22 protein-coding genes are annotated in these 23898 nt (G+C 68.9%); 13 read left to right on the top strand and 9 right to left on the bottom strand.

Annotated features, from left to right (window positions below):
- The first annotated feature begins 128 nt into the window (after positions 1-128).
- The 5 genes from AB0N66_RS07630 (at position 129) to AB0N66_RS07610 (ending at position 5531) form a co-directional block, all read left to right on the top strand.
- Positions 129-1175, top strand: a complete 1047-nt coding sequence (locus AB0N66_RS07630; protein WP_365430018.1) for an undecaprenyl/decaprenyl-phosphate alpha-N-acetylglucosaminyl 1-phosphate transferase — start codon at positions 129-131, stop codon at positions 1173-1175.
- 162 nt (positions 1176-1337) lie between these two features.
- Positions 1338-3185, top strand: coding sequence for a molecular chaperone DnaK (dnaK, locus tag AB0N66_RS07625; protein WP_365430016.1), 1848 nt, complete (start codon positions 1338-1340; stop codon positions 3183-3185).
- The gene (gene grpE, locus AB0N66_RS07620; protein ID WP_365430014.1) at positions 3182-3850 is read left to right on the top strand and encodes a nucleotide exchange factor GrpE; all 669 of its coding nucleotides are present in this window, start codon (positions 3182-3184) and stop codon (positions 3848-3850) included. Before dnaK ends, grpE begins: the two co-directional genes overlap by 4 nt.
- Before the next feature lie 33 nt (positions 3851-3883).
- The gene (gene dnaJ, locus AB0N66_RS07615; RefSeq protein WP_365430012.1) at positions 3884-5071 is read left to right on the top strand and encodes a molecular chaperone DnaJ; all 1188 of its coding nucleotides are present in this window, start codon (positions 3884-3886) and stop codon (positions 5069-5071) included.
- Between the two features lie 7 nt (positions 5072-5078).
- Complete coding sequence (locus tag AB0N66_RS07610) at positions 5079-5531, top strand: helix-turn-helix domain-containing protein (RefSeq protein WP_365430010.1); 453 nt, start codon at positions 5079-5081, stop codon at positions 5529-5531.
- A gap of 143 nt (positions 5532-5674) precedes the next feature.
- On the opposite strand, the gene AB0N66_RS07605 is transcribed toward AB0N66_RS07610, so the two are convergent.
- Positions 5675-7600: a PA14 domain-containing protein gene (locus tag AB0N66_RS07605; protein ID WP_365430008.1), complete on the bottom strand. Its 1926-nt coding sequence runs from the start codon at positions 7598-7600 to the stop codon at positions 5675-5677.
- A 323-nt stretch (positions 7601-7923) separates the two neighbouring features.
- Here AB0N66_RS07605 and AB0N66_RS07600 point away from each other — a divergent pair, with 323 nt between their 5' ends.
- Positions 7924-9051 carry a substrate-binding domain-containing protein gene (locus tag AB0N66_RS07600; protein WP_365430006.1) on the top strand — a complete coding sequence of 376 codons (1128 nt, stop codon included), beginning with the start codon at positions 7924-7926 and terminating at the stop codon, positions 9049-9051.
- Here the strand turns inward: AB0N66_RS07600 and AB0N66_RS07595 are convergent.
- Complete coding sequence (locus AB0N66_RS07595; protein WP_365430004.1) at positions 8993-9241, bottom strand: DUF397 domain-containing protein; 249 nt, start codon at positions 9239-9241, stop codon at positions 8993-8995. The two genes, AB0N66_RS07600 and AB0N66_RS07595, sit on opposite strands and share 59 nt — an antisense overlap.
- A 112-nt stretch (positions 9242-9353) precedes the next feature.
- Between AB0N66_RS07595 and AB0N66_RS07590 the strand changes: the two genes are divergently transcribed.
- Together AB0N66_RS07590 and AB0N66_RS07585 are read left to right on the top strand one after the other, a co-directional pair.
- On the top strand, positions 9354-9731 hold the full coding sequence (locus AB0N66_RS07590; RefSeq protein ID WP_365430002.1) for an ATP-binding protein: 378 nt from the start codon (positions 9354-9356) through the stop codon (positions 9729-9731).
- Between the two features lie 52 nt (positions 9732-9783).
- Positions 9784-10461 (top strand): M15 family metallopeptidase, encoded by a 678-nt coding sequence (locus tag AB0N66_RS07585; RefSeq protein ID WP_365430000.1) that lies wholly within the window; start codon positions 9784-9786, stop codon positions 10459-10461.
- A 2-nt stretch (positions 10462-10463) separates the two neighbouring features.
- Here AB0N66_RS07585 and AB0N66_RS07580 read toward each other — a convergent pair whose 3' ends face one another.
- Genes AB0N66_RS07580 through AB0N66_RS07570 form a run of 3 tightly spaced genes read right to left on the bottom strand, consistent with a single transcriptional unit; the run spans position 10464 to position 13844 of the window.
- Positions 10464-11327: a transglutaminase family protein gene (locus AB0N66_RS07580; protein WP_365429998.1), complete on the bottom strand. Its 864-nt coding sequence runs from the start codon at positions 11325-11327 to the stop codon at positions 10464-10466.
- Positions 11328-11329: 2 nt separating this feature from the next.
- On the bottom strand, positions 11330-12262 hold the full coding sequence (locus AB0N66_RS07575) for an alpha-E domain-containing protein (protein ID WP_365429996.1): 933 nt from the start codon (positions 12260-12262) through the stop codon (positions 11330-11332).
- A 37-nt stretch (positions 12263-12299) separates the two neighbouring features.
- A complete protein-coding gene (locus tag AB0N66_RS07570; RefSeq protein WP_365429994.1) occupies positions 12300-13844 on the bottom strand; it encodes a circularly permuted type 2 ATP-grasp protein in 1545 nt (514 codons plus the stop codon).
- Between the two features lie 523 nt (positions 13845-14367).
- Here AB0N66_RS07570 and AB0N66_RS07565 point away from each other — a divergent pair.
- Entirely contained in the window at positions 14368-15417 is a 1050-nt protein-coding gene (locus AB0N66_RS07565) for a helix-turn-helix transcriptional regulator (protein ID WP_365429992.1), read from the top strand.
- Here the strand turns inward: AB0N66_RS07565 and AB0N66_RS07560 are convergent.
- The gene (locus AB0N66_RS07560) at positions 15383-16375 is read right to left on the bottom strand and encodes a helix-turn-helix transcriptional regulator (protein ID WP_365429990.1); all 993 of its coding nucleotides are present in this window, start codon (positions 16373-16375) and stop codon (positions 15383-15385) included. The two genes, AB0N66_RS07565 and AB0N66_RS07560, sit on opposite strands and share 35 nt — an antisense overlap.
- Before the next feature lie 23 nt (positions 16376-16398).
- Positions 16399-17382 (bottom strand): helix-turn-helix transcriptional regulator, encoded by a 984-nt coding sequence (locus AB0N66_RS07555; RefSeq protein WP_365429988.1) that lies wholly within the window; start codon positions 17380-17382, stop codon positions 16399-16401.
- A 341-nt stretch (positions 17383-17723) separates the two neighbouring features.
- Here AB0N66_RS07555 and AB0N66_RS07550 point away from each other — a divergent pair, with 341 nt between their 5' ends.
- Positions 17724-18062, top strand: a complete 339-nt coding sequence (locus AB0N66_RS07550) for a hypothetical protein (protein ID WP_365429986.1) — start codon at positions 17724-17726, stop codon at positions 18060-18062.
- A 133-nt stretch (positions 18063-18195) separates the two neighbouring features.
- Here AB0N66_RS07550 and AB0N66_RS07545 read toward each other — a convergent pair whose 3' ends face one another.
- Positions 18196-18612, bottom strand: coding sequence for a TIGR03618 family F420-dependent PPOX class oxidoreductase (locus tag AB0N66_RS07545; protein ID WP_365429984.1), 417 nt, complete (start codon positions 18610-18612; stop codon positions 18196-18198).
- 191 nt (positions 18613-18803) lie between these two features.
- On the opposite strand from AB0N66_RS07545, the gene clpB reads away from it, so the two are divergent.
- The 3 genes from clpB (at position 18804) to AB0N66_RS07530 (ending at position 22346) form a co-directional block, all read left to right on the top strand.
- Positions 18804-21401, top strand: coding sequence for an ATP-dependent chaperone ClpB (clpB, locus tag AB0N66_RS07540; protein ID WP_365429982.1), 2598 nt, complete (start codon positions 18804-18806; stop codon positions 21399-21401).
- Positions 21402-21643: 242 nt separating this feature from the next.
- A complete protein-coding gene (locus AB0N66_RS07535; RefSeq protein WP_365429980.1) occupies positions 21644-22174 on the top strand; it encodes a YbjN domain-containing protein in 531 nt (176 codons plus the stop codon).
- 34 nt (positions 22175-22208) lie between these two features.
- The gene (locus AB0N66_RS07530; RefSeq protein WP_365429978.1) at positions 22209-22346 is read left to right on the top strand and encodes a hypothetical protein; all 138 of its coding nucleotides are present in this window, start codon (positions 22209-22211) and stop codon (positions 22344-22346) included.
- Positions 22347-22374: 28 nt separating this feature from the next.
- On the opposite strand, the gene AB0N66_RS07525 is transcribed toward AB0N66_RS07530, so the two are convergent.
- Positions 22375-23565, bottom strand: a complete 1191-nt coding sequence (locus AB0N66_RS07525) for a pyridoxal phosphate-dependent aminotransferase (protein WP_365429976.1) — start codon at positions 23563-23565, stop codon at positions 22375-22377.
- Between the last annotated feature and the right edge of the window lie 333 nt (positions 23566-23898).

Raw genomic sequence — 23898 nt, 5'->3', positions numbered from 1 at the left:
GGGTGCGGTGATCTGCGTCGCTGAGGGTTGCCTGAGCGGGAGTGCCCCACATATCGGCCGTACGCCGACACGTAAACCCGATCGTGTTATTCGCACAGTATTGTGACATTTGCGCCTAAATTGGCGAGGTGCTGTACGGAATCGTCGCCGCCCTCGCCGCCCTGCTCCTCACCGCCGCGCTCGCCGCCCTGCTGCGGATGTTCGCCCTGCGCTTCGGGGTGGTCGAGCGACGGCCGCGGCGCCCGCGTCCGGTTCCGTTGCTGGGCGGGGTGGCGGTGCTCGGGGGAACGGCGCTGGTGGCCGGGGTGGGGGAATGGACGGAGGTCGCTCCGCTGGGGGCGGCGGCCGGGCGGCTCCTTGTGGTCGGGATCGGGGTCGCGCTGCTCGGGCTGGTCGCCGATCTGCGGGCCGTGCCGCTCGCGGTCCAGGTGGGAGGGGTGGGACTCGCCGCCGCGCTGACCGTGCCGTACGACGAACTCGGCGTGCTCGGCGGGGTGTTGGGCGTCGCCTGGACCGTCCTGGTCACGTTCGCCTTCGTCTCGCTCGATCACGCCGACGGGGTGCTGGGGACCGTCGGGGTCGTCACCGCCTTCGCGCTGAGCGGGTGTGCGGCGGCCGAGGTCATGGACGGTACGGCGGTGCTGCTGAGCGTGCTGGCCGCGGCGCTCGCCGGGTTCCTGATGCAGGGGCGGCCCCCGGCGCGGATCGTGCCGGGGCGGTGCGGGGCGCTGTTCGCCGGGTTCGTGCTCGCCTCGGCGGCGGTGCTGGTGCACGGGGGCCGGGGGACGGGGTCCGGGGTCGCGGCGCTGTTCTCGCTGACCGCTGTCGGGCTCGCCGATCTCGCTCTCGCGGCTCGGCGGCCGGGCGGGCACCTCGGGCGGCGGCTTCGAAGGGTCGGACTGACGTCGCGGGGGGTCGTGGTGGTGATCGGTACGGCGGCTTTCGGTGGGGCGCTCGTCGGTTTGCTCATCGATCTGGGGTGGGTGGGTGCGAGCGCGGCGTGGTGGGTGGCGGGGGGTGTCGCGGTGGTGGTGCTTGTGGGGGGTGCACGGCCCGTGCGGGGTGCGGGTGCGGTTTCTCGCCCCCGCCCCCCTACCCGTTCCCGTCCCCCGTGGGCCCTGCCTCCAGGCCCCCGATCGCCCGAAGGGCTCGTCCTCGAGCGCCGGACGGGCTGAAAATCCAAGCACCGGACCGGCTGAAAAGCGCCAGGTCAGACGCAAGGTGCGTGTAAGGAACAGATAAGAGTTGAGCCTCCTCGACTCAGCTCTGTTGACGATGTGGCGGGCGTCGTGCACACTTGAGTCTGTTCCACTCAAGTCATTGTTGGAGGAATTGAAATGGCACGTGCGGTCGGCATCGACCTGGGCACGACTAACTCCGTCGTCAGCGTTCTGGAGGGCGGCGAGCCCACCGTCATCACCAACGCCGAGGGTGCCAGGACCACGCCGTCCGTCGTCGCCTTCGCGAAGAACGGTGAGGTGCTCGTCGGCGAGGTCGCCAAGCGCCAGGCGGTCACGAACGTGGACCGGACGATCAGGTCCGTGAAGCGTCACATGGGTACGGACTGGAAGATCGAGCTCGACGGCAAGAGCTTCAACCCGCAGCAGATGAGCGCCTTCATCCTGCAGAAGCTGAAGCGCGACGCCGAGGCCTACCTGGGCGAGAAGGTGGCCGACGCGGTCATCACCGTCCCGGCGTACTTCAACGACTCCGAGCGTCAGGCGACGAAGGAGGCCGGCGAGATCGCGGGCCTGAACGTCCTGCGTATCGTCAACGAGCCGACGGCCGCCGCCCTGGCGTACGGCCTCGACAAGGACGACCAGACGATCCTCGTCTTCGACCTCGGTGGCGGCACCTTCGACGTCTCGCTGCTGGAGATCGGCGACGGCGTCGTCGAGGTGAAGGCCACGAACGGCGACAACCACCTCGGTGGTGACGACTGGGACCAGCGCGTCGTCGACTACCTGGTGCAGCAGTTCCGCTCCGGTCACGGCGTTGACCTGGGCAAGGACAAGATGGCCCTCCAGCGCCTCCGCGAGGCCGCCGAGAAGGCCAAGATCGAGCTGTCCTCGTCCACCGAGACCTCGATCAACCTGCCCTACATCACGGCCTCCGCCGAGGGCCCGCTGCACCTGGACGAGAAGCTCACGCGCGCCCAGTTCCAGCAGCTCACCGCTGACCTTCTGGAGCGCTGCAAGACGCCGTTCCACAACGTCATCAAGGACGCCGGGATCAACCTCTCCGAGATCGACCACGTCGTTCTCGTCGGTGGCTCCACCCGTATGCCCGCCGTCGCCGAGCTCGTCAAGGAGCTGACCGGTGGCAACGAGGCGAACAAGGGTGTGAACCCGGACGAGGTCGTCGCCATCGGCGCCGCCCTCCAGGCCGGTGTCCTCAAGGGCGAGGTCAAGGACGTCCTGCTCCTCGACGTCACCCCGCTGTCCCTCGGTATCGAGACCAAGGGAGGGATCATGACCAAGCTCATCGAGCGCAACACCACGATCCCGACCAAGCGGTCCGAGATCTTCACCACCGCCGAGGACAACCAGCCCTCCGTACAGATCCAGGTCTACCAGGGCGAGCGCGAGATCGCGGCGTACAACAAGAAGCTCGGGATGTTCGAGCTGACCGGTCTGCCGCCGGCCCCGCGTGGTGTCCCGCAGATCGAGGTCGCCTTCGACATCGACGCCAACGGCATCATGCACGTCACGGCCAAGGACCTCGGCACGGGCAAGGAGCAGAAGATGACCGTCACCGGTGGCTCCTCGCTGCCGAAGGACGAGGTCAACCGGATGCGCGAAGAGGCCGAGAAGTACGCGGAGGAGGACCACGCCCGCCGCGAGGCCGCCGAGTCCCGTAACCAGGGCGAGCAGCTCGTCTACCAGACGGAGAAGTTCCTCAAGGACAACGAGGACAAGGTCCCGGGTGACGTCAAGATCGAGGTCGAGGCGTCCGTCGAGGAGCTGAAGGCCGCGCTCAAGGGCGAGGACGCCGTCGAGATCCGTACCGCCACGGAGAAGGTCGCCGCGGTCTCGCAGAAGCTTGGCCAGGCGATGTACGCCGATGCCAACGCCGCCCAGGCCGCGGGTGACACCCCCGGCGACGAGGCTCCGAGGGCCGACGACGACGTGGTCGACGCGGAGATCGTCGACGAGGACCGTGACCGCAAGGACGGTGCCGCGTGACGGAGGAGACCCCGGGCTTCGAAGAGAAGCCTGACGTCCCTTCCGGCGCCACCCCTGATGACGCCGAGTCGACAGCCGCCCCCGAGGGGGCGGCTCCGGCCGGGGACGAATCAGCAGCAGCACAGGCACAGGCCCAACTGGCCGGTCTGACAGCACAGCTGGACCAGGTGCGCACGGCGCTCGGTGAGCGCACGGCGGACCTCCAGCGGCTCCAGGCCGAGTACCAGAACTACCGCCGCCGGGTCGAGCGCGACCGGATCGCGGTCAAGGAGGTCGCCATCGCGAACCTCCTGACCGAGCTCCTGCCCGTGCTCGACGACATCGGTCGCGCGCGGGATCACGGCGAACTGGTCGGCGGCTTCAAGTCGGTGGGCGAGTCGCTGGAGACCGTCGCGGCGAAGCTGGGGCTTCAGACCTTCGGCAAGGAGGGCGAGCCCTTCGACCCGATGATCCACGAGGCCCTGATGCACTCGTACGCGCCGGATGTCACGGAGACGACGTGCGTGGCGATTCTGCAGCCGGGGTATCGCTTCGGCGAGCGCACCATCCGCCCCGCGCGGGTGGCCGTCGCCGAGCCCCAGCCCGGTGCCTCTGCCGTCAAGTCCGAGGACGCGACGGCCGAGGCGGCGGACGACAAGGAGAGCGGTGGCCCGGACGAGGGCTGACGTTGAACGCATGAGAGAGGAGGGACGTCGAGGATGAGCACCAAGGACTTCATCGAGAAGGACTACTACAAGGTCCTCGGCGTCCCCAAGGACGCCACCGAGGCCGAGATCAAGAAGGCGTACCGGAAGCTCGCCCGCGAGTTCCACCCGGACGCCAACAAGGGCAACGCCAAGGCGGAGGACCGCTTCAAGGAGATCTCCGAGGCGAACGACATCCTCGGGGACCCCAAGAAGCGCAAGGAGTACGACGAGGCGCGCGCCCTCTTCGGCAACGGCGGCTTCCGTCCGGGCCCCGGCGCCGGTGGCGGCGGCAACTTCAACTTCGACCTGGGTGACCTCTTCGGAGGCGGCCCCCAGGGCGGCGGAGCGCAGGGCGGCGGCTTCGGCGGCGGGATCGGTGACGTGTTCGGCGGGTTGTTCAACCGCGGCGGCACCACCACCGGCACCCGTACGCAGCCCCGGCGCGGCCAGGACATCGACACCGAGGTGACGCTCAGCTTCACCGAGGCGGTGGACGGCGCGACGGTTCCGCTGCGGATGACCTCGCAGGCGCCCTGCAAGGCCTGTTCGGGCACCGGCGACGCGAACGGCACACCTCGCGTGTGCCCGACGTGCGTCGGCACCGGCCAGGTCGCGCGGGGCTCCGGCGGCGGGTTCTCCCTGACCGACCCCTGCCCCGACTGCAAGGGCCGCGGTCTGATCGCGGAGACCCCTTGCGAGGTCTGCAGCGGCAGTGGCCGCGCCAAGTCCTCGCGCACGATGCAGGTCCGTATCCCGGCCGGCGTCAGCGACAACCAGCGCATCCGCCTGCGCGGCAAGGGTGCCCCCGGCGAACGGGGCGGCCCGGCGGGCGACCTGTACGTCACGGTGCATGTCGACGCCCACCCGGTCTTCGGCCGCAAGGGCGACAACCTCACCGTCACCGTTCCCGTCACCTTCGCGGAGGCGGCCCTCGGCGGCGAGGTCAAGGTGCCCACCCTGAGCGGTCCCGCGGTGACCCTGAAGCTGCCGCCGGGCACGCCGAACGGCCGCACCATGCGCGCCCGCGGCAAGGGCGCGGTCCGTAAGGACGGCACCCGCGGCGACCTGCTGGTCACCGTCGAGGTGGCGGTCCCCACGGACCTGACGGACAAGGCTCGTGACGCCCTGGAGGCGTATCGCGAGGCGACCGCGGGTGAGGACCCGCGGGCGGAGCTGTTCCAGGCCGCGAAGGGAGCATGAGGACGCCATGGACGTACCCGGCCGTCGACGCAACCCGTACGAACTGACCGAGGAGACGCCGGTCTACGTCATCTCGGTGGCGGCCCAGCTCTCCGGCCTGCACCCGCAGACCCTGCGTCAGTACGACCGCCTCGGCCTCGTCTCCCCCGACCGCACCGCCGGCCGGGGCCGGCGCTACTCGGCCCGTGACATCGAACTGCTGCGCACCGTCCAGCAGTTGTCGCAGGACGAGGGCATCAACCTCGCCGGCATCAAGCGCATCATCGAGCTGGAGAACCAGGTCGCCGCGCTCCAGCAGCGCGCCGCCGAACTCCAGGCGGCGGTGGACGGCGCGGCAGCCGCGATGCAGCAGCGCGAGGCGGCCGTCCACGCCTCCTACCGCCGCGACCTGGTCCCGTACCAGGAGGTCCAGCAGACGAGCGCGTTGGTGGTGTGGCGGCCGAAGCGGCAGCCCGAGTAGCTGCCGAAGCGGCAGCCTGAGTGACCGACAGTGTGAAGGGGCCCGGAGGTTGAACCTCCGGGCCCCTTCGTTGTCCGCCGGGCTTCCCTGCACGGCTTGGGAGGCAGGGCCACCCAGGCGTCGCCGGGGGCGGACTTCCGAGCTCAGCCGACCTTGAACGTCAGGTTGGCCCAGTCGCCGAAGCGGCCGTACACGTCCATGGTGGCCACCTTGACGACGTGGGTTCCGATGGCGGTCGGCGTATAGGTGAAGGTGTCGTCCGTGGTCACCGTGGTCCCTGTTTGGCTCATTCCGCCGACGACCTGCCACCGGTACCCGCCGACGACGCGGTCGTCTCCCGCGGAACGGGACATCGTCACGGTGACGGCCTGGCCGATCCCACCGCGTCCCACGCAGTCGTTGGCCGTGCACTCCGTGTACGGCGCCGAGAGCGTGAGGACCGGCGGCAGTGCCGCGGTGCCGGTCGCCGGGGTGAGCCGGTCCACCGTGACGATGTCGGAGGGCCCGGACTCCCGGCCCTGCGCGTCGAGCATGACCACGTAGTAGTACGCGCGCCCTGCCTGGGCTTCCGTGTCCATGAAGAGGTACGAGGTGGTTGAGCCGACCTGGTCCCAGGCCGCGGAGGTGTCCGTACGGCGGTAGATCCGGGTGCCGTGCACCGCCCCGTCCATGGCGTGGTCCCAGGCGAGCTGGGTGCCGCTGTCGCGCGGCGTGACCGTCACGGTGGTGGCCTCCGCCGAGTCGCCGGGGGCGGGCCGGGTCGCGCTCACCGCCTCGGACGCAGGGGAGGTGTTCCCGTAGGCGTCGATCGCCAGGATCGTGTACGTGACGGCGGTGCCCGCGGTCGCCCGCGCGTCGTTGAAGGAGGTGCCGAGGACCGTGTCAGGGCCGTCGAGGTCTGGCTGCCCCTTGGGCGCGGCCCAGATCTCGTAGCGCTCGACATCGTCCGAAGGGGCCGTCCAGCGCAGTGCGTTGCCCGCCGTGGTGCCCTCCGCGGTCAGGCCGGTGACCTGGCCGGGCGCGGTGGTGTCCGGTTCGCCGGTGTCGGCGGTCGCGGACGGGCCGGACTCGTTGCCGGCCGCGTCCAGGGTCGTGACCCGGTAGTACAGGCGTGTGTGGATGTCGGCGGAGGTGTCCCGGTACGAGATACCGGAGACGGAGCCGGCGATCCGTTGGAAGGGTCCCAGCGGCGCGGTCGCCCGGTAGAGGCGGTAGCTTTCGGCGCCGTCGACCGTGTCCCAGCTCAGGTTCACAGAGTTGGTGGCCACGCTCGCGTGCGGGCCGGTGGGCGCGGCGGTCGGCGTCCGGTCCAGCGTGGTCACGCCTCGGTCGGTGCTCCCCGCCGACTCGTTCCCGGCCTTGTCGTAGGCGCGGACCTCGTAGTAGTACGTGTCCCCGGTCGTCGGTGGGGTGTTGGTGTACGAGGTGGCGGTGGTCGTGGACAGTTCTGTCCAGGTGGAGCTGCCCTTGAGGCGCCGGTGGACGCGGTAGCCCGCGAGGTCCAGCTCCTTGTTCTTGGACCAGGTCAGCTTGGCCTTGCCGGTGGCTGTGTCGTACGTGACGGCGGTGCCCGTCGGAGTGAGGGGCTTGACCTTGTCGACTGTGGTCGAGGTGCGCGGGGTGTAGGCGAACTTGACGTTGGCCGTTCCCGTCCAGTTGACGTAGTCCACTCGCAGGGTGTGTTTCCCGGCGGGGACGGTGATGTTGACGGTCTTCTTCACCGTCGACGACACGTTCTTCCAGATGTCGACCTTGCGCGTCCCGTCGAGGTACACCCGGATGCCGTCCTGCGTGGCGACCGGGAGGGCGAAGGGGCCACCGGAGCCGAAGTCGCGGGTGACGGTCCAGCGGACTCCGAAGTTGTCCTTCGGGAGTCCGGAGGCGGGGGTGCCGGAGCCCCAACTCTGGTCGATCGCGGAGTCGCAGTCCGTTTTCTTCGGAGTGCCCGAGAAAGTGGTGTTTGCGAAGAACTGCCGCTTGTAGACGGGGGAGGCGCAGGCGGTCGCGGCGGACGCCGGGGTGGCGGCCATGGTGAGCAGGCTGCCGGTGGCGGCTGTCGCCAGCGTCACGGCGAGTGCCGCTCCGCTATGTCTGGCTGGGCGCATGCTTCCCCTGTTGCGTGAGGTGGTGTGCTTGGTCGACTTCAAGACACCTGGTCGGCGGCAGGGGTTGTACGCGCGTGCTGGGGAGCTTGTGAAATGAGTGAGGCGTGTGAATCAGTGAGGATTTATGGAAGTGGAGGCGCGCCCTCTTCCCATCGTGTTCACTTGGGGAACACAGCATGCCGTTGCCATCTCGTTAAGTGGTTGGTCCTTGACGCTGAGGTCATCGCCGCGTTGGCTTTCAGCCACCTGGGTCGCAATGCTGCAACCTCGCCCGGAAGGCACCTGATGTGAACACTCGTAACACCCGTCGGCGTCGGGCCGTCATAGCCCTGAGTTCGTCCGCGATGGCCGTCTCCCTGGTCGGCTGCGGGGTCGTGGACGGGATCGGCGGCAGCGACACCGAGGCCAGCCCCACCAAGGGCGACGACCTCACGGTGGGTCTGCTCCTCCCGGAGACGGAGAACACGCGTTACGAGAAGTTCGACTACCCCATCATCAAGTCCGAGGTGGCGAAGCTCACCAACAACAAGGGCACGGTGGTCTACGCCAACGCCGGGGCGGACGCCAAGAAGCAGGCCACCCAGCTCGACAAGATGGTCGACGACAAGGTCGACGTGCTCCTCGTGGACGCCGTTGACTCCAAGGCCATCGCGAGCGGTGTGCAGAAGGCCAAGGACGCGGGCATCCCCGTCATCGCGTACGACAGGCTGGCCGAGGGGCCGATCGACGCGTATGTCTCCTTCGACAACGAACTCGTCGGCGAGGTGCAGGGCAAGGCCCTCATCGGCAAGCTGGGCGACGACTCCGCCAGCAAGAAGATCATCATGATGAACGGCTCGGTGACCGACCCGAACGCGGCGCAGTTCAAGGCGGGCGCCATGGTCGAGTTCAACGACAAGGTCAACATCGCCAAGACGTACGACACCAAGGACTGGCTTCCGTCCGAGGCCAAGAAGAACATGGAGAAGGCTGTCGCGGCCGTCGGCCTCGACAACATCGCCGGCGTGTACGCCGCCAACGACGGCATCGCGGGCGCGGTCATCGACGTCCTGAAGACCATGGGCGTCAGCACGGTTCCGCCGGTCACCGGGCAGGACGCGGAGCTCGCCGCAGTGCAGCGCATCGTCAAGGGCGACCAGTTCATGAGTGTCTACAAGTCGTACCCGCAGGAGGCCAGCGTCGCCGCCGAGATGGCCGTGGCGAGGGTCCAGGGCCGCACGATCGAGTTCGACGCCCTGGCCAGCGACAAGGTCGACAGCCCCACGGACAAGAACATCCTGGCCGCGCTCGTCCCGGTGGTCGCTCTCACCCGCGACAACATCGCGGACACGGTCATCTCGGACGGCATCTACAAGGTCAAGGAAATCTGCACGGCCGACTACAAGTCGGCGTGCGACGCGATCGACCTGAAGTAGTCCGCGGTCCCTTCGGTCCCTTGACGTGACCCAGCAGAGCGGCGAGCCCCTCCGGGCCGGTGACGATCACCGTACGGGGGTCGTCGCTTTCGCGTAGGCGGATCGTTCTGTCGGGGGCGGTGGCGATGAACAGGCACTCGCCCTGCGGGCCGCCGCTGAACGTCGACTTCTGCCAGGTGGGCTCGGACATGGTCAGGCCTCCTGAAAGCTGTGGATCAGGTGGACTTGATGTGCCTCAGGAGGGTGGCGAGGCCGTGGGGGGTGGTGGCGAGTATGGTGCGGGGCTCGTCGCTCTCCCGGAGGTGGATGGTTCTGTCGGAGACGCCACCGCCCCCAAGGTCTGCCGGGACTTCGTACGCGGTGTCCTCCTCACGCTCGACCGTGAGCCCCTGGTCATGCCGGCGACCCTCTGCACCTCGGAGCTGGTCACCAACGTCCATCTGCACACCAAGGGCACCGCCATGCTCCGCGTCCAGCTCACGCCGGTGCGAATCAGGGTGAGCGTGTACGACGAGAGCCATGACCCACCGGTCGCTCCGCCCGCCGAGGCGACCGCGTGCTGGGGCCGCGGGCTCGCCCTCGTCGCGGAGGTGGCGGACCTGTGGGGCGTGGCAGTCGACCGGGCGGGGCGGTTCGCGAAGGGGGTGTGGTTCGAGCTGGGGGAGGGCGAGGCCGACTGATCGTTCCGCCCTCACCGGATCGGGTGACCGTGCGGCATGATCTGATCCGCTCATGACCGAGATCGTGTTGATGTCAGATCCGAAGATCGCCGCGATACCCGTTGTGGACTGTGGGGAACTCCTTCTCGACGTGCGGGAGAGGGAGTTGTTTCCTGTCGATGCCCGCAGGTGGGACGACTCGGGAGCTTTCGCGCATCTGCGGGCAGGCGTGCTGAGCAGGCTCGTGAAGGCCAGGGCCCTGCTCCCCCGTGGTGTGCGGCTGCTGTTCGTCGAGGGGTACCGGCCGCCCGCGTTGCAGCAGGAGTACTTCGAGCGGTACGCCGGTGAACTGCGGGCGAGTAATCCCGGCTGGGACGCCGAGCGCATCCGGAGCGCGGCCAGCCGGTACGTGTCCCCTCCGGAGATCGCCCCGCACAGCGCGGGCGCCGCCGTCGACCTCACCCTCGTCGACGCCGACGGCCAGGAACTCGACATGGGGACACCGGTGAACGCGAACCCGGAGGAGAGCGACGGCGCCTGCTACACGGGCGCGAGCGGCATCGGCCCACGGGCACGCGCCAACCGGCGTCTGCTCGGCGACGCGCTGACGGCGGCAGGTCTGGTCAACTACCCCACGGAGTGGTGGCACTGGTCGTACGGCGACCGCTACTGGGCCCTCACCACCGGCGCCGACCACGCGATCTACGGCCCCCGGGAACTCGGCGTGCCCCTTCCTCCCGTACTCCGATGAGTTCAAGCCACCCGCGTGAACTCCACCGTCACCTCGGGCGGCCCCCCTGCCACCCCCCGGTACACCCCCTTGTGCGGTGTCACGTCGTCGTAGTCGCGTCCTCGGCCCACCACCACGTGGGTCTCGGCGGCGCGGGTGCTGTTGGTGGGGTCGTAGCCGTTCCAGTCGCCCGCCCAGTACTCGACCCAGGCGTGGCTCTGGCCGGCGACCGGGCGGTGGAGTTCGGCGTCGCGCTCGGGGTGGAGGTAGCCGGAGACATAGCGGGTGGGCAGGCCGAGGCCGCGGAGGAGGGCCGCGGTGAGGTGAGTGATGTCCTGGCAGACGCCCGCACCCTGTTCCCAGGCCTCCATGGCGCTGGTGTTCACGCCCGTGGCGCCGGGGATGTACGAGACCTGCTCGGTGACCAGGGACGAGACGGCGACGGCGGTCTCGTGCGGGTCGAGGCCGGCGGCGACCGCGCGCGCCCGTTCCACCAGCTCGGGCGAGACGATCGTACGGCCGGTCGGTGCCGCGAACTCCAACAGGCGGGAGTTGGTGGTGAGTTCGGCTATCTCCGCCCAGGTGGGTGCGGGGGCCTGCGGGTCCGGCGGTGCCGTCTCCACCAGGCTCGACGCCGTGATGGTCAGATTCGCGTGGGGCTCCGTGAGGTCGAAGCCGGTGACCTGGGTGCCCCAGTAGTCCCAGTAGGACCAGGTGGCGGTGGAGGGGCTCACCGTCACCCGGGCGTCCAGGGTGGTCTGGCCGGGGAGCGTCAGCGGGGTCATCCGTACCTCGTTGTGCGAGGAGACCACGGCCTGCGCGTACGAGACATGGGTGATGTGCCGGATCCGGAGCCGACGGGTCGGCGCCTGCGTGTTCCCGGTCATGGTCACGCTCCTTCCTGAGCCCACTCGACGGGCCCCTGGTTCGGGAAGAACTTCTCCGCCACCGCTTCGGCGGACGCCATGCATGCCTGCTGCAAATCCCGCAGCAACAACGGGAGTTGCTCCTCCAGCGCGGACAGATCCAGGTATTCGAGGCGGGTCCGCATACGCCCTATCGGGCGGCGCGCCGGGTCCTGTCTGGGCCGTCCAAGGGCCGCCAGGCACTCCTCCGCCGTGGTCAGCGCGTGCAGCGCCGAGCGCGGGAAGTCCCGGTCCATCAGGAGGAATTCAGCCACGCGCGGGGTGTCGCCGAAACCGCCGTAGACACGGGCATACGCCTCGTCGGCGCCGCTCGCACTGAGCAGTGTCGGCCAGTCGGGAGCATGGGCGGCGTCCAACACCCGTACGGACAGCAGCCGTACGGTCATGTCGACCCGCTCCAGGCTCCGCCCGAGGACCACGAACCGCCAGCTGTCGTCCCGGCTCATCGTCGAGTCGGCGAGCCCGAAGAAGAGGGCGGCCCGGCGGCGTACGAGCTCCAAATAGGCGTACGGGCCCGTCCGCCGAGAAGCCAGCCGCTGGTCGGCGAGCGCGTGCCAGGTGGAGTTGAGGCACTCCCACATCTCGGAGGAGACCGCCTCGCGGGCGCTGCGCGCGTTCAGCCGGGCGGCTCCGATCGCGCCCTCGATGGCGCAGGTGGAACGGGCGTCGAAGGCCAGCTGGTCCAACACCTGCTGCATGTCCACGCGTTCGTCGCCCGCGTCGACGCCGAGGATCGCGTACAGCGACCGGCAGGCCACGTCCTCGTCGCGCCAGGGGTCTTCCAGGAGCCGGTGCAGATAGGCGTCGAGGATGCGGCCGGTGGCGTCCGCCCGCTCCACGTACCGTCCGGTCCAGATCAGGGCTTCGGCTATCCGGGAGAGGATCACGTCGTTCACGGTCGTACCTCCTGGGCCTTGGGAACCAGAGAAGCGGTCACTGCTGCTGTGCCCCTTCCTGTACGGCGTTGCGGTCGCCGTCGGGGCCGAGCTGGCGGGGGACGACGTCAGGCACGGAGCTGTTGATCTCAGGCGTGGGCTGATCGGCGGGCCCCTCGGCCAGTACCCAGGTGTCCTTGGAACCGCCGCCCTGGCTGGAGTTGACGATGAGGTTGCCCTCCTGGAGGGCGACCCGGGTGAGCCCGCCGGGCAGCACCCACACATCGCTGCCGTCGTTGACGGCGAACGGGCGCAGGTCAATGTGGCGCGGCGCCATCCGGTCACCCGCGAGGGTGGGAGACGTGGACAGGGCTACCGGCCGCTGGGCGATCCAGCCGCGCGGATCAGCGGCGACGGCCGCGCGCGTACGCTCCAGGGTCTCCCGGTCTGCCTTCGGTCCGATGACGATCCCCATGCCGCCGGCGCCGTCCACGGGCTTGATGACCAGCTGGTCGATCTGGTCGAGGACGGCGTCCAACTGGCCAGGCTCGTCAGGCCGGAAGGACTCGACGTTGGGGAGAATCGGTTCCTCGGAGAGGTAGTAGCGGATCAGGTCCGGGACGTACGTGTAGAGCAGCTTGTCGTCGGCGATGCCGTTGCCGACCGCGTTCGCGAGGGTCACCGTGCCCGCCTGTGCGGCGTTCATGATCCCCGGGCAGCCGATCACCGAGTCGGGCCGGAACTGCAGTGGATCGAGGAAGTCGTCGTCGAGCCGCCGGTATACGACATGGACGGGCACTTCGCCGCGAGTGGTACGCATCCACACGCGGTTGTTGCGGCAGACCAGGTCGTGCCCCTCGACCAGCTGCACGCCCATCAGCCGTGCCAGCAGGGCGTGTTCGAAGTAGGCGGCGTTGCTGGGGCCGGGGGTGAGGACGACGACCCGGGGGTCGGTCACCCCGTCGGGAGCGGCCGCCCGCAGCGCGGCCAGCAGCTTCTGCGCGTACCCGTCCACCGGCACCACATGCTGCTCGGCGAAGAGGGACGGGAAGATCCGGGTCATCGCGCGCCGGTTCTCGATGACGTACGAAACGCCGGACGGTACGCGAACGTTGTCTTCCAGTACCCGGAACTCGCCTGCCTCGTCCCGCACGAGATCGATCCCGGCGACGTGAATCCGTACCCCGCCCGGTGGCTCGATCCCGTGCGCGGCTCTGTGGAAATGCGGCGAATTGAGCAGCAGCCGCCAGGGCACGACGCCGTCCTCGAAGGCACGGCAGGGCCCGTACGCGTCACTGAGATACGCCTCAAGAGCTCTGACCCGCTGGGCCACTCCGCGCTGGATGAGGTCCCATTCGAGTGCGTCGAGGATGCGCGGCACGAGATCCAGCGGCCAGGGCCGCTCCTCGCCCGCGAAGGCGTAGGTGACACCCCGGTCGGTGAACGCCCGTGCCATCTGGTCGGCTCTGAACCGCAGTTCAACCGGCTCGATCGGCTGCAACGCGGCCAGCACCGGCTCATAGGCGGTCCTGACCACACCAGGCCGCTCAAACATCTCGTCCCACGCGTCGGCCAACGCGTACGCGTCAAATATGTCCGCCATGGACTGACGTTAAGTGCGGTACGTAACACGCTGATCACTCGGTTATTTCCGGCAGCTCACGTGGTGTGTCGCGGATTTCCGGCGGGTTTTCCGGCGCGCGACGCGTGGCCCGGCCGCAGGGGGGAATCCGGCCAGGGCCGCTCGGGCCGCCATGGCGCAGGGAGGACGCGCCACCACGATGTACGGGACGGAGCCGTCGTAGGCGTCGGAGCCGTCGGGGCCGACGGATGGGAGTCGCCACCGCAGCTTGTTGCAAGGGCCCGCGCGGAGGTGGGGATATTTACGGACGTATACGGATGATAGTGGGCGGCGTGGCGGCGCAGCAGTGTTGCGATGGTGGACGTGGCCGCGCATAGTTGCGCTGCGGAAGTCGCGGAAGCGCGGAACACTCGGGCGTCGCGAAAGTCGCCGACCACGGGGATGACGCGGAAGCGTGAACACGCAGGAGCCGACGGCGGAACGGGCCGGGCGGGAATGGGAGAGGCCGGGCGGGCGCGGGAGATGGCCGGGCAGGAGTGGGGAGATGGCCGGGCAAGAGACGGACAGGCATCCGCACGGCGCTGACCAGCTGTGCGTGGCAGGGGACCGGGTGTACTCCCGGGCCGTGCGGCGCGGACGTGTGCCCCGCGAGGACGCGGAGGCGGTGCCCTGCCTGGTGGAGCTCGCGCTGCTGCACCCCGACCCCGACGACATGGGCTGGCTGGTGCCGACCTCGCCGCAGGAGGTCATGACGCGGCTCCTGCGAGGGGTGTACGCGGAAGTCAGCGCGAGCCAGGCGCGGGTGGGCGAGGCGGTGTCCGCGTTCGAGTGGTACGCCGGGCTCGGCGGGCGCGTCCAGGCGCCGGCGGAGGGCGCGGCGATCCGCGTCCTCGACGGACTGCCCCGTATCCGGGCGGCCATGGACGCGGCGACCGAGGCGTGTACGTCCGAGGTGCTCACCGTCCAGCCGGGCGGCATCCGCCGCGAGGACGAACTCTCCGAGGGCCTGCACCGCGCCCTGGGCCTGCGCCGCCGCGGCGTCCGTATGCGCGACCTGTACACGCATGTGGCCAGGCATGGCCAGGGCCTGTTGAACTACATGGAGTTGATGGGCGAGGCGGCCGAGGCCCGCACGCTCGACGAGGTCGTGGAACGTCTCATCCTCTTCGACCGCACGGTCGCCTTCATCCCCGCGAACTCGGACCGCACGATAGCGCTGGAGCTGCGCCACCCGGCCCTGGTCGACTATCTGGTGACGGTCTTCGAGCGCCTGTGGCGCCTGGCCATCCCGATCGCCTCCACGCTCCCCTCGACGGGCATCGAGGGCATCACACACCGGGAACGGTCCATCGCCGCCCTCCTGGCCGAGGGCCACCAGGACGCGGTGGTCGCGGAACGCCTCGGCATCAGCGTCCGCACCTGCCGGGCACACATCGCCCGCCTCTCGGAGACCCTGGGCGCGGCGAGCCGCACCCAACTGGGGGTCCGCATCGCCCAGGCGGGCCTGGACGACCCTCCACGCTCCCCAGAACTCGAAACGGCCACGGCCCCCGGCGTGCCTACGGTTCCCGGCCCTGCCGTTCCTCCTGCTTGAGGATTCCTGACTCGGCGATGAGGTAGCCGAGCTGGGCCCGGCTCTCGCTGCCGAGGGTGGCGGCGAGTTTGGCGATGTGGACCCGGGCGGTGCGGATGTTGAGGCCGAGGCGTTCGGCTATGGCGGCGTCTGTGAGGCCCTCCGTGAGGAGGCTTGCGATGGCGTGTTGGCGGGGGGTTATGCCGTTCAGGGAGGGCTGCTGGGCTGCCTGGGGGTACATGGGGGTGGCCAGCCGCCAGAGGCGGTCGAAGGTGGTGGCGAGGTAGGCGACCATGGCGGGATTGCGGACCTCGACGGCCATCGTGCGGTCGGTGTTCGCGGGGATGAAGGCGACGCTGCGGTCGACGATGATCAGCCGCTCGGTGACTTCGTCGAGCGTGCGGACCTCGACATCGCCCTTCAGGTGCTCGTAGTGGGCGAGGACCGCCGGGTCGTGGCGTGAGGTGTGCTGGTAGAGGGTGCGCATACGGCAACTTCGCGAGAGCATCTCCTGCTCCTGCAGGAACGCCGCTGCCAGGACGGGAACGGGACGTTTTCCGCCGGGCTGGATCGCGAGTACCTCGTGCGAGGAGGCGGCCATGGCTCTGGCGATCGCGGCGTTGATCCGCTCGATGTCGATCAGCACGGTGTTCGCGGGTGCGTCCGTGGGCGTTGCCTGTGCTGCGTGCAGGGCTATGAGTGGTTCGAAGGCTTCCACCAGGCGGGCTTCACGCTGTCGCTGCTGGGCGATGTCCTCGGCAGTGGCGTGCAGTAGCCGGGGAAGGGCTATGGCGGGGGCTACGGGTCGCAGCCGGCGGATGTCTTCGAGATCCGGCTGGAGCAGGCCGGAGTTGATCAGGCAGGGGGCGGCGTCCGCGTCCTCCCGGGGAACATGGCCTTCGCGCAACGCACGGGCGTACAGATCCAGGCCTGCCTCGCACAGCTCGTCGGCTCTGTGTCCGTGCGCCCCGGTGGTCACGTGCGGCTCTCTTCCCTGGACATTCAGTGATCCTGGTCCAGGATTCCCGACTGCGCTATGAGAAAGCCGAGCTGTGCCCGGCTGCCGCTGCCGAGAGCCGTGGCCAGTTTGGCTATGTGGGCACGGCAGGTGCGGACGTTCATGCCGAGACGGCGAGCTATGGCCTCGTCGACGTGGCCCTCTATCAGGAGCTTCGCGATGGAGTGTTGGATGTCGGTGATGCCGTCGGGGGCGGTTTCATAGGGGGCGCCCGCGTTCAGCGGGACCGCGCGGCCCCACATGAACTCGAAGACCTTGACCAGGTAGCGGACGAGGCCGGGGTGGCGCAGTTCCAGGGCGACCTGCCGGTCGTCGCGGGTGGGGATGAAGGCGACCGTCTCGTCGCAGATGATCAGCCGCTCGACCAACTCGTCGATGGTGCGGTACTCCACCTTGCCGTTGGAGAACTGGTCTACGTAGGCCTGCGTCTCGGGGCTGTACCTGGCCGTGTGCTGGTAGAGCGTCCGAATGGTCACGCCTCGTTCGGTCAACGGCCTGTCGCGTTCCAACCCCTGGACGAGGGTGTGCTCAAGCCGACGACCACCAGGCTGGACCGTCAGCATCTCGTTCTGGCACTGGGCCGTGGCCAGGTCGAGTGCTCCGTTGATCCGGTCGAAGCCCTCCAGCACCGTGATCGAATGGCTACTCGCCGTCACCTGGGCGCTCAAGGTCATGAACGGCTCGAAAGCATCTGCCAGTTCGATCGACATCCGCCTGCGCTCCGTGATCTCACTCTCTATGGGGTTGAGTCGCTGAGCGAGAGCGACCGACGGGGGCACTGGGCGTAGCCAGTTCGCGTCGTCAGGATCTGGATGAAGGAGGCCGAACTCCATCAAGCAGGGAACAGACTCGACATCCGCGCGTGCGATGCGTCCCGAGCGGAGAGCGTCCGCATATAGGCGGCCGCCTTCCTGGCATAGTTCGGTCACCGCATGGGGATGTGTCCCATTAGTTCTTTTTGTTACCAAATCTCCACCCCCCAGGGTCCTGAACGTGCAGGAACATGATGCATCGAATGTGTGGCCACCACGTGCCCGAATGAGCCATCGTCTTACTCGACGGGGGAAGAGGAGACCTTCAAGTGAGGACGAAGCCGATTATGCGTAGGAAAATGCTTCGGTCGATGCTTGTCGCCGCCTTTTCCGCCGCAGTGGCCTTCGGGGCGCTGAGTGGCCTTGTCGGTGCGAAGAGTAACGACCTGGCGGACAGTAGCTGGGGTCCGTTGGTGCCGGCGACCGCAGGCCAGACTTCCGAAGCCTCGGGTCCGGTGTCTCCGGACGTCGCGGATGACAGCAGTTGGGGCTGACTTATGACGACTCCTCCTGACGACCGTTCCTTCCGCAGAGAAATGGCAACCGCGTACCGCTCCGGCTGGCACTTCATCGATCTGGTCACCGCCATCCCCCACAGTGGTGACTCGTTGATGGTGACGGTATTCGGAGAGCCGGTCGTCGTCACCCGGGACGACGACGAGGATCTGCGGGCGTACCGGTGTCTGCGACGTCCTCGGGGGGCGCCGCAGCCAGTACGGTGCGCCATTCGGTACGGAATGATCTTTGTGAACCTGGACCAGCGTGACCACCAGCTGGTCGAGCCGGAGGAAATCCCGGACGTACAGACCATCTCAGCCACCCCCCGCAGTGCCTGACGCGATTCCCCCGTCGTAACAAATCGCGCAGGTACTTCCCCCCGCAGCGGCGTCACCGTGACCTGAACACGGTGACGCCGCTGCAGTTTTACGTGAAATCTCCAGGTGTGGGCCCATTCCAGAGCGGCCGAAATCAGCCGCGTCCCAGCGCCGAGGCCAGCTCGATCTCGATCACCACCCGGGACGGGTTGGGGGACGGCTCCCGCCCGTACCGCTCCGTGTAGCGCCGTTCCGCCTCCGTGATGCGCCCGGGGTCGACGGACACCGTCGCACGCCCCTCCAGGGTCGCCCAGCGGCGCCCGTCGACCTGGCAGGCGGCCACCCGCACCCCGTCGGGACCCGCGGCCAGCACATGCCCCACCTTCGCGCTGGACTTGTTCGCGATCACCCGAGCCAGACCGGCCTCGGGATCGTATGTAACCCCGACCGGCACCACATGTGGGCTGCCGTCGGGTCGAAGGGTCGTCAGCGTGCACAGGTGCCTCTCCCGCCAGAAGCTGAGGTAGGCGGCGTCCGGCCGTCGCGGGTCCACTGGGTACGAGGAAGCCATGAGGCCCGAATCTACTTCCCGGCCCCGGCTTCCGCTCGGTCCGGGCTTCCTTCCGGCCCCGACTTCCACTCGGCCCGGATCCGCTTCCGGACCAGCCTTGAGTGGAATAGACTCAACTTTGTGCTCGTTGGCACACTCAGCATGGAGACAGAGGCTGACCAGCCCAGGAACCCCAGGAGGAGAGCGCGACCGTGGACGCAGAGCTGACCAACAGGAGCCGGGACGCGATCAACGCGGCCAGCACCCGGGCCGTCTCCGGGGGCCATCCGGACCTCACCCCTGCCCATCTGCTGCTTGCGCTGCTGGAGGGCGAGGACAACGAGAACATCCTCGATCTGCTGGCCGCCGTCGAGGCCGACCAGGCCTCCGTGCGGGCCGGCGCCGAGCGCGTGCTCGCCGGTCTGCCCAGCGTGACCGGATCCACCGTCGCGCCCCCGCAGCCCAACCGTGAACTGCTCGCCGTCATCGCCGACGCGGCCGAACGGGCGAAGGAGCTCGGCGACGAGTTCATCTCCACCGAGCATCTGCTCATCGGAATCGCCGCGAAGGGCGGCCGGACCGGCGACGTACTCTCCCAGCAGGGGGCGAACGCCAAGAAGCTCCTCGACGCGTTCCAGAAGAGCAGGGGAGGGCGCCGGGTGACCACCCCGGATCCCGAGGGCCAGTACAAGGCGCTCGAAAAGTTCGGCACCGACTTCACCGCCGCCGCCCGTGAGGGCAAGCTCGACCCCGTCATCGGCAGGGACCAGGAAATCCGCCGGGTGGTGCAGGTCCTGTCCCGGCGTACCAAGAACAACCCCGTCCTCATCGGTGAGCCCGGCGTCGGCAAGACGGCCGTCGTGGAGGGGCTCGCCCAGCGGATCATCAAGGGCGATGTGCCCGAGTCCCTCAAGAACAAGCGGCTCGTCTCGCTCGACCTCGGCGCCATGGTCGCGGGCGCCAAGTACCGCGGTGAGTTCGAGGAGCGGCTCAAGACCGTCCTCGCCGAGATCAAGGGCTCCGACGGGCAGATCATCACCTTCATCGACGAGCTGCACACCGTCGTGGGCGCGGGCGCCGGCGGCGACTCGTCCATGGACGCCGGCAACATGCTGAAGCCCATGCTCGCGCGCGGTGAGCTGCGCATGGTGGGTGCGACGACGCTCGACGAGTACCGGGAGCGGATCGAGAAGGACCCCGCCCTGGAGCGCCGCTTCCAGCAGGTGCTGGTCGCCGAACCATCCGTCGAGGACACCATCGCGATCCTGCGCGGGCTCAAGGGGCGGTACGAGGCCCACCACAAGGTCGTGATCGCGGACAGCGCGCTGGTCGCCGCCGCCACGCTCTCCGACCGGTACATCACCTCCCGCTTCCTCCCCGACAAGGCCATCGACCTCGTCGACGAGGCCGCGTCCCGGCTGCGCATGGAGATCGACTCGTCACCCCTTGAGATCGACGAGCTCCAGCGCCAGGTGGACCGGCTGCGGATGGAGGAGCTGGCGCTGGAGAAGGAGACCGATCCGGCCTCGCGCGAGCGCCTCGAAAAGCTGCGCCGCGACCTCGCCGACAGGGAGGAGGAGCTGCGCGGCCTGACCGCCCGCTGGGAGAAGGAGAAGCAGTCCCTCAACCGCGTCGGTGAGCTGAAGGAGAAGCTCGACGAACTCCGTGGCCAGGCCGAACGTGCCCAGCGCGACGGCGACTTCGACACCGCATCCAAGCTGCTGTACGGCGAGATCCCCACCCTGGAAAGGGACTTGGAGGAGGCCTCCGAGGCCGAGGTGGAGGTCTCCAAGGACACCATGGTGAAGGAGGAGGTCGGGCCCGACGAGATCGCGGACGTGGTCGGCGCCTGGACCGGCATCCCGGCGGGACGCCTCCTCGAAGGCGAGACGCAGAAACTCCTGCGCATGGAGGAGGAGTTGGGACGCCGGCTGATCGGGCAGGCGGAGGCCGTGCAGGCGGTGTCCGACGCCGTGCGACGCACGCGCGCCGGAATCGCCGACCCCGACCGGCCCACCGGATCCTTCCTCTTCCTCGGCCCCACCGGCGTCGGCAAGACCGAACTCGCCAAGGCCCTCGCGGACTTCCTCTTCGACGACGAGCGCGCCATGGTCCGCATCGACATGAGCGAGTACGGCGAGAAGCACAGCGTCGCCCGCCTGGTCGGCGCGCCGCCCGGCTACGTCGGATACGAGGAGGGCGGCCAGCTCACCGAGGCGGTGCGCAGGCGGCCGTACAGCGTCGTGCTTCTCGACGAGGTCGAGAAGGCGCACCCCGAGGTCTTCGACATCCTGCTCCAGGTGCTGGACGACGGCCGCCTGACGGACGGTCAGGGCCGGACGGTCGACTTCCGCAACACCATCCTGATCCTCACCTCGAATCTGGGCAGCCAGTTCCTGGTCGATCCGCTGTCCTCCGCCGAGGAGAAGAAGCAACAGGTGCTGGAGGTCGTACGGACCTCTTTCAAGCCGGAATTCCTGAACCGGCTGGACGACCTGGTGGTCTTCTCGGCCCTGAACAAGGAAGAGCTGGAGCGCATCGCCAGGCTCCAGATCGACCGGCTCGCGGGGCGCCTCGCTCAGCGGCGGCTCACCCTGGAGGTCAGCGACGAGGCCCTGGCCTGGCTGGCCGAGGAGGGCAACGACCCCGCCTACGGTGCCCGCCCGCTGCGCCGCCTCATCCAGACCGCCATCGGCGACCGCCTCGCCAAGGAGATCCTCGCGGGCGAGGTCAAGGACGGCGACACGGTCCGGGTGGACGCCTTCGGGGCCGGGCTGATCGTGGGTCCGGCGACGGGCAAGACGCTGTAGTACGCCGGCCCCGTCGTGGAGCTGCGGGCTCCAAGGGTCTCGACGGCTCTCTCGTCGGCCCTCGTCGGCTCTCGACGGGTTTCGCCCCGGAGCCCCGCAGCTCACAGCGCTGAATCCGGCCCCTCGGCGGCAGCCGGGGGGCGAGGCTGTTGCAGGTTGGGTGCGAGGCGAGAGAGGGTGGGGTGCGAACGTCTGGTCTCAGCGATGGCCGGACGAGTCAGACGACTGCAGGAGTGTCACAGATGTCCATCGACCCGTCTTCGATTCCGAACTTCGGGGGCCAGCCCGAGCCGCAGCCCGGCGGACCGGCGGGCCCCGTCGTCCCGGATCAGGACCTTGTGAAGCAGCTCCTGGAACAGATGGAGCTGAAGTACGTCCTGGACGACGAGGGTGACCTCGCGGCGCCGTGGGAGCAGTTCCGTACGTATTTCATGTTCCGCGGTGAGGGCGACCAGCAGGTCTTCTCGGTGCGGACGTTCTACGACCGGCCGCACCAGATCGACGAGAAGCCCGCGCTCCTCGAGTCCATCGACGACTGGAACCGCCGCACGCTGTGGCCGAAGGTCTACAGCCACACGCACGACGACGGCACCGTCCGCCTGATCGGCGAGGCACAGATGCTGATCGGCACGGGCGTCAGCCTGGAGCACTTCGTGTCGTCGACGGTGAGCTGGGTGCGCGCCGCCATCGAGTTCGACAAGTGGCTCGTCGAGCAGCTCGGCCTGGAGCAGGAAGTCAACGAGGCGGAGAAGCCCGGCGACGACGAGGAGTAGTCTCCCCGCGACTTGGCGTGGCAGGTGCGCGACCGTGACCAGGCGCGCGCCGCCGTACGCGAACGAGAGCCCGGCCAGGGCGCCGACCGTCACGGTCGCGCGCCCGGGCCGGGCTCTCGCCGTCCCTGCGAGCGCGGCGCTCGTCCACAGCCTGTGGGGAACCGGCCTGTGAGGAACTGGCCTGTGGGGAACTCTTCGCGCTACCGGGCCGCCTTGAGCCGCTCGACCGCCTCCGCCAGGACCTCGGTCCGCTTGCAGAAGGCGAACCGTACGAAGGGGGCGCCCGCCTCGCGGTGGTCGTAGAAGACCGCGTTCGGGATGGCGACGACACCGGCGCGTTCCGGCAGGGCGCGGCAGAAGGCGAAGCCGTCGGACTCGCCGAGCGGCCGGATGTCGGTGGTGACGAAGTACGTGCCCGCGGGCCGGTAGACCTCGAAGCCGGCGTCCGCGAGCCCCGCCGCCAGCAGGTCGCGCTTGGCGAGCATGTCAGCCCGGAAGCCCTCGAAGTAGGAGTCCGGCAGCGCGAGCGCCTCGGCGACGGCGTACTGGAACGGCCCCGACGACACGTACGTCAGGAACTGCTTCGCCGACCGTACGGCGGTGACGAGATCCGGGGTCGAGGTGATCCAGCCGACCTTCCAGCCCGTGAAGGAGAAGGTCTTCCCGGCCGAGCCGATCGTGACCGTCCGCTCGCGCATCCCCGGGAACGAGGCCAGCGGCAGGTGCTCGGCGTCGTCGAAGACGAGGTGCTCGTACACCTCGTCGGTCACCACGAGGAGGTCCCGCTCCACGGCGAGCCGCGCGATCTCGGTGAGCTCCTCGCGGCTGAGCACGGTGCCGGTGGGGTTGTGCGGGGTGTTGATCAGCAGCAGCCGGGTGTTGTCGGTAACGGCGTCGCGCAGCTCGTCGAGGTCGAGCCGGAAGCTGCCCTCGTGCGGACGCAGGGTGACCGGGACCCTGGTCCCGCCCGCCATCGCGATGCAGGCCGCGTACGAGTCGTAGTAGGGCTCGAAGGCGATCACCTCGTCGCCCGGTTCGAGCAGCGCGAGCAGGGCCGCGGCGATGGCCTCCGTGGCGCCCGCCGTGACGAGGACCTCGCGGTCGGGGTCGTACGACAGTCCGTACCGGTGCTTCTGGTGCGCGGCGATCGCTGTACGCAGCTCGGGTACGCCAGGACCCGGCGGGTACTGGTTGCCGCGCCCGTCGCGCAGTGCGCGCACCGCCGCCTCGCGGATCTCCTCGGGGCCGTCGGTGTCGGGGAAGCCCTGGCCGAGGTTGATCGAGCCGGTACTGAGGGCCAGGGCCGACATCTCCGCGAAGATCGTCGTACCGAACTCGGCGAGCCGGCGGTTGAGCAAGGGGCGGCGGGCGTGGATGGTCATGCCCGTCATCCTGCGCCCAAGCTCTGGAGTTCCTCAACTCACGTTCACGGGTCGGGACCTGCGGCGGTATCCGGTGTACCCACTCTGAGCAGCATGGGAGCCGTCGTCATCTGTCGTTGTTGGTCGATGCCGACTGCCTTCGGACGGCCCACAGACGGCCCCGGACGTATCGGGGCCATCGTGGTCCGCCGACGTTCAGCTCCCTGGAGGCGAGGACTGCTGACGCTGGGCCTCTCGCAAGGCCTGCCTCTCTTTTCGGTTGAACGACTCGCCACAGTTCAGGCAAGCCCAGTCCTCGTCTCGCGCCCCCAGGTAGAACTCCTGATCCAATTCGAGATGCTC

This window comes from Streptomyces sp. NPDC093544, from assembly GCF_040683495.1.
In the GTDB taxonomy this organism is placed as follows: Bacteria; Actinomycetota; Actinomycetes; order Streptomycetales; family Streptomycetaceae; genus Streptomyces.
Note: the sequence above shows the minus strand (reverse complement) of the source record. Positions and strands in the feature narration are given on the sequence as shown.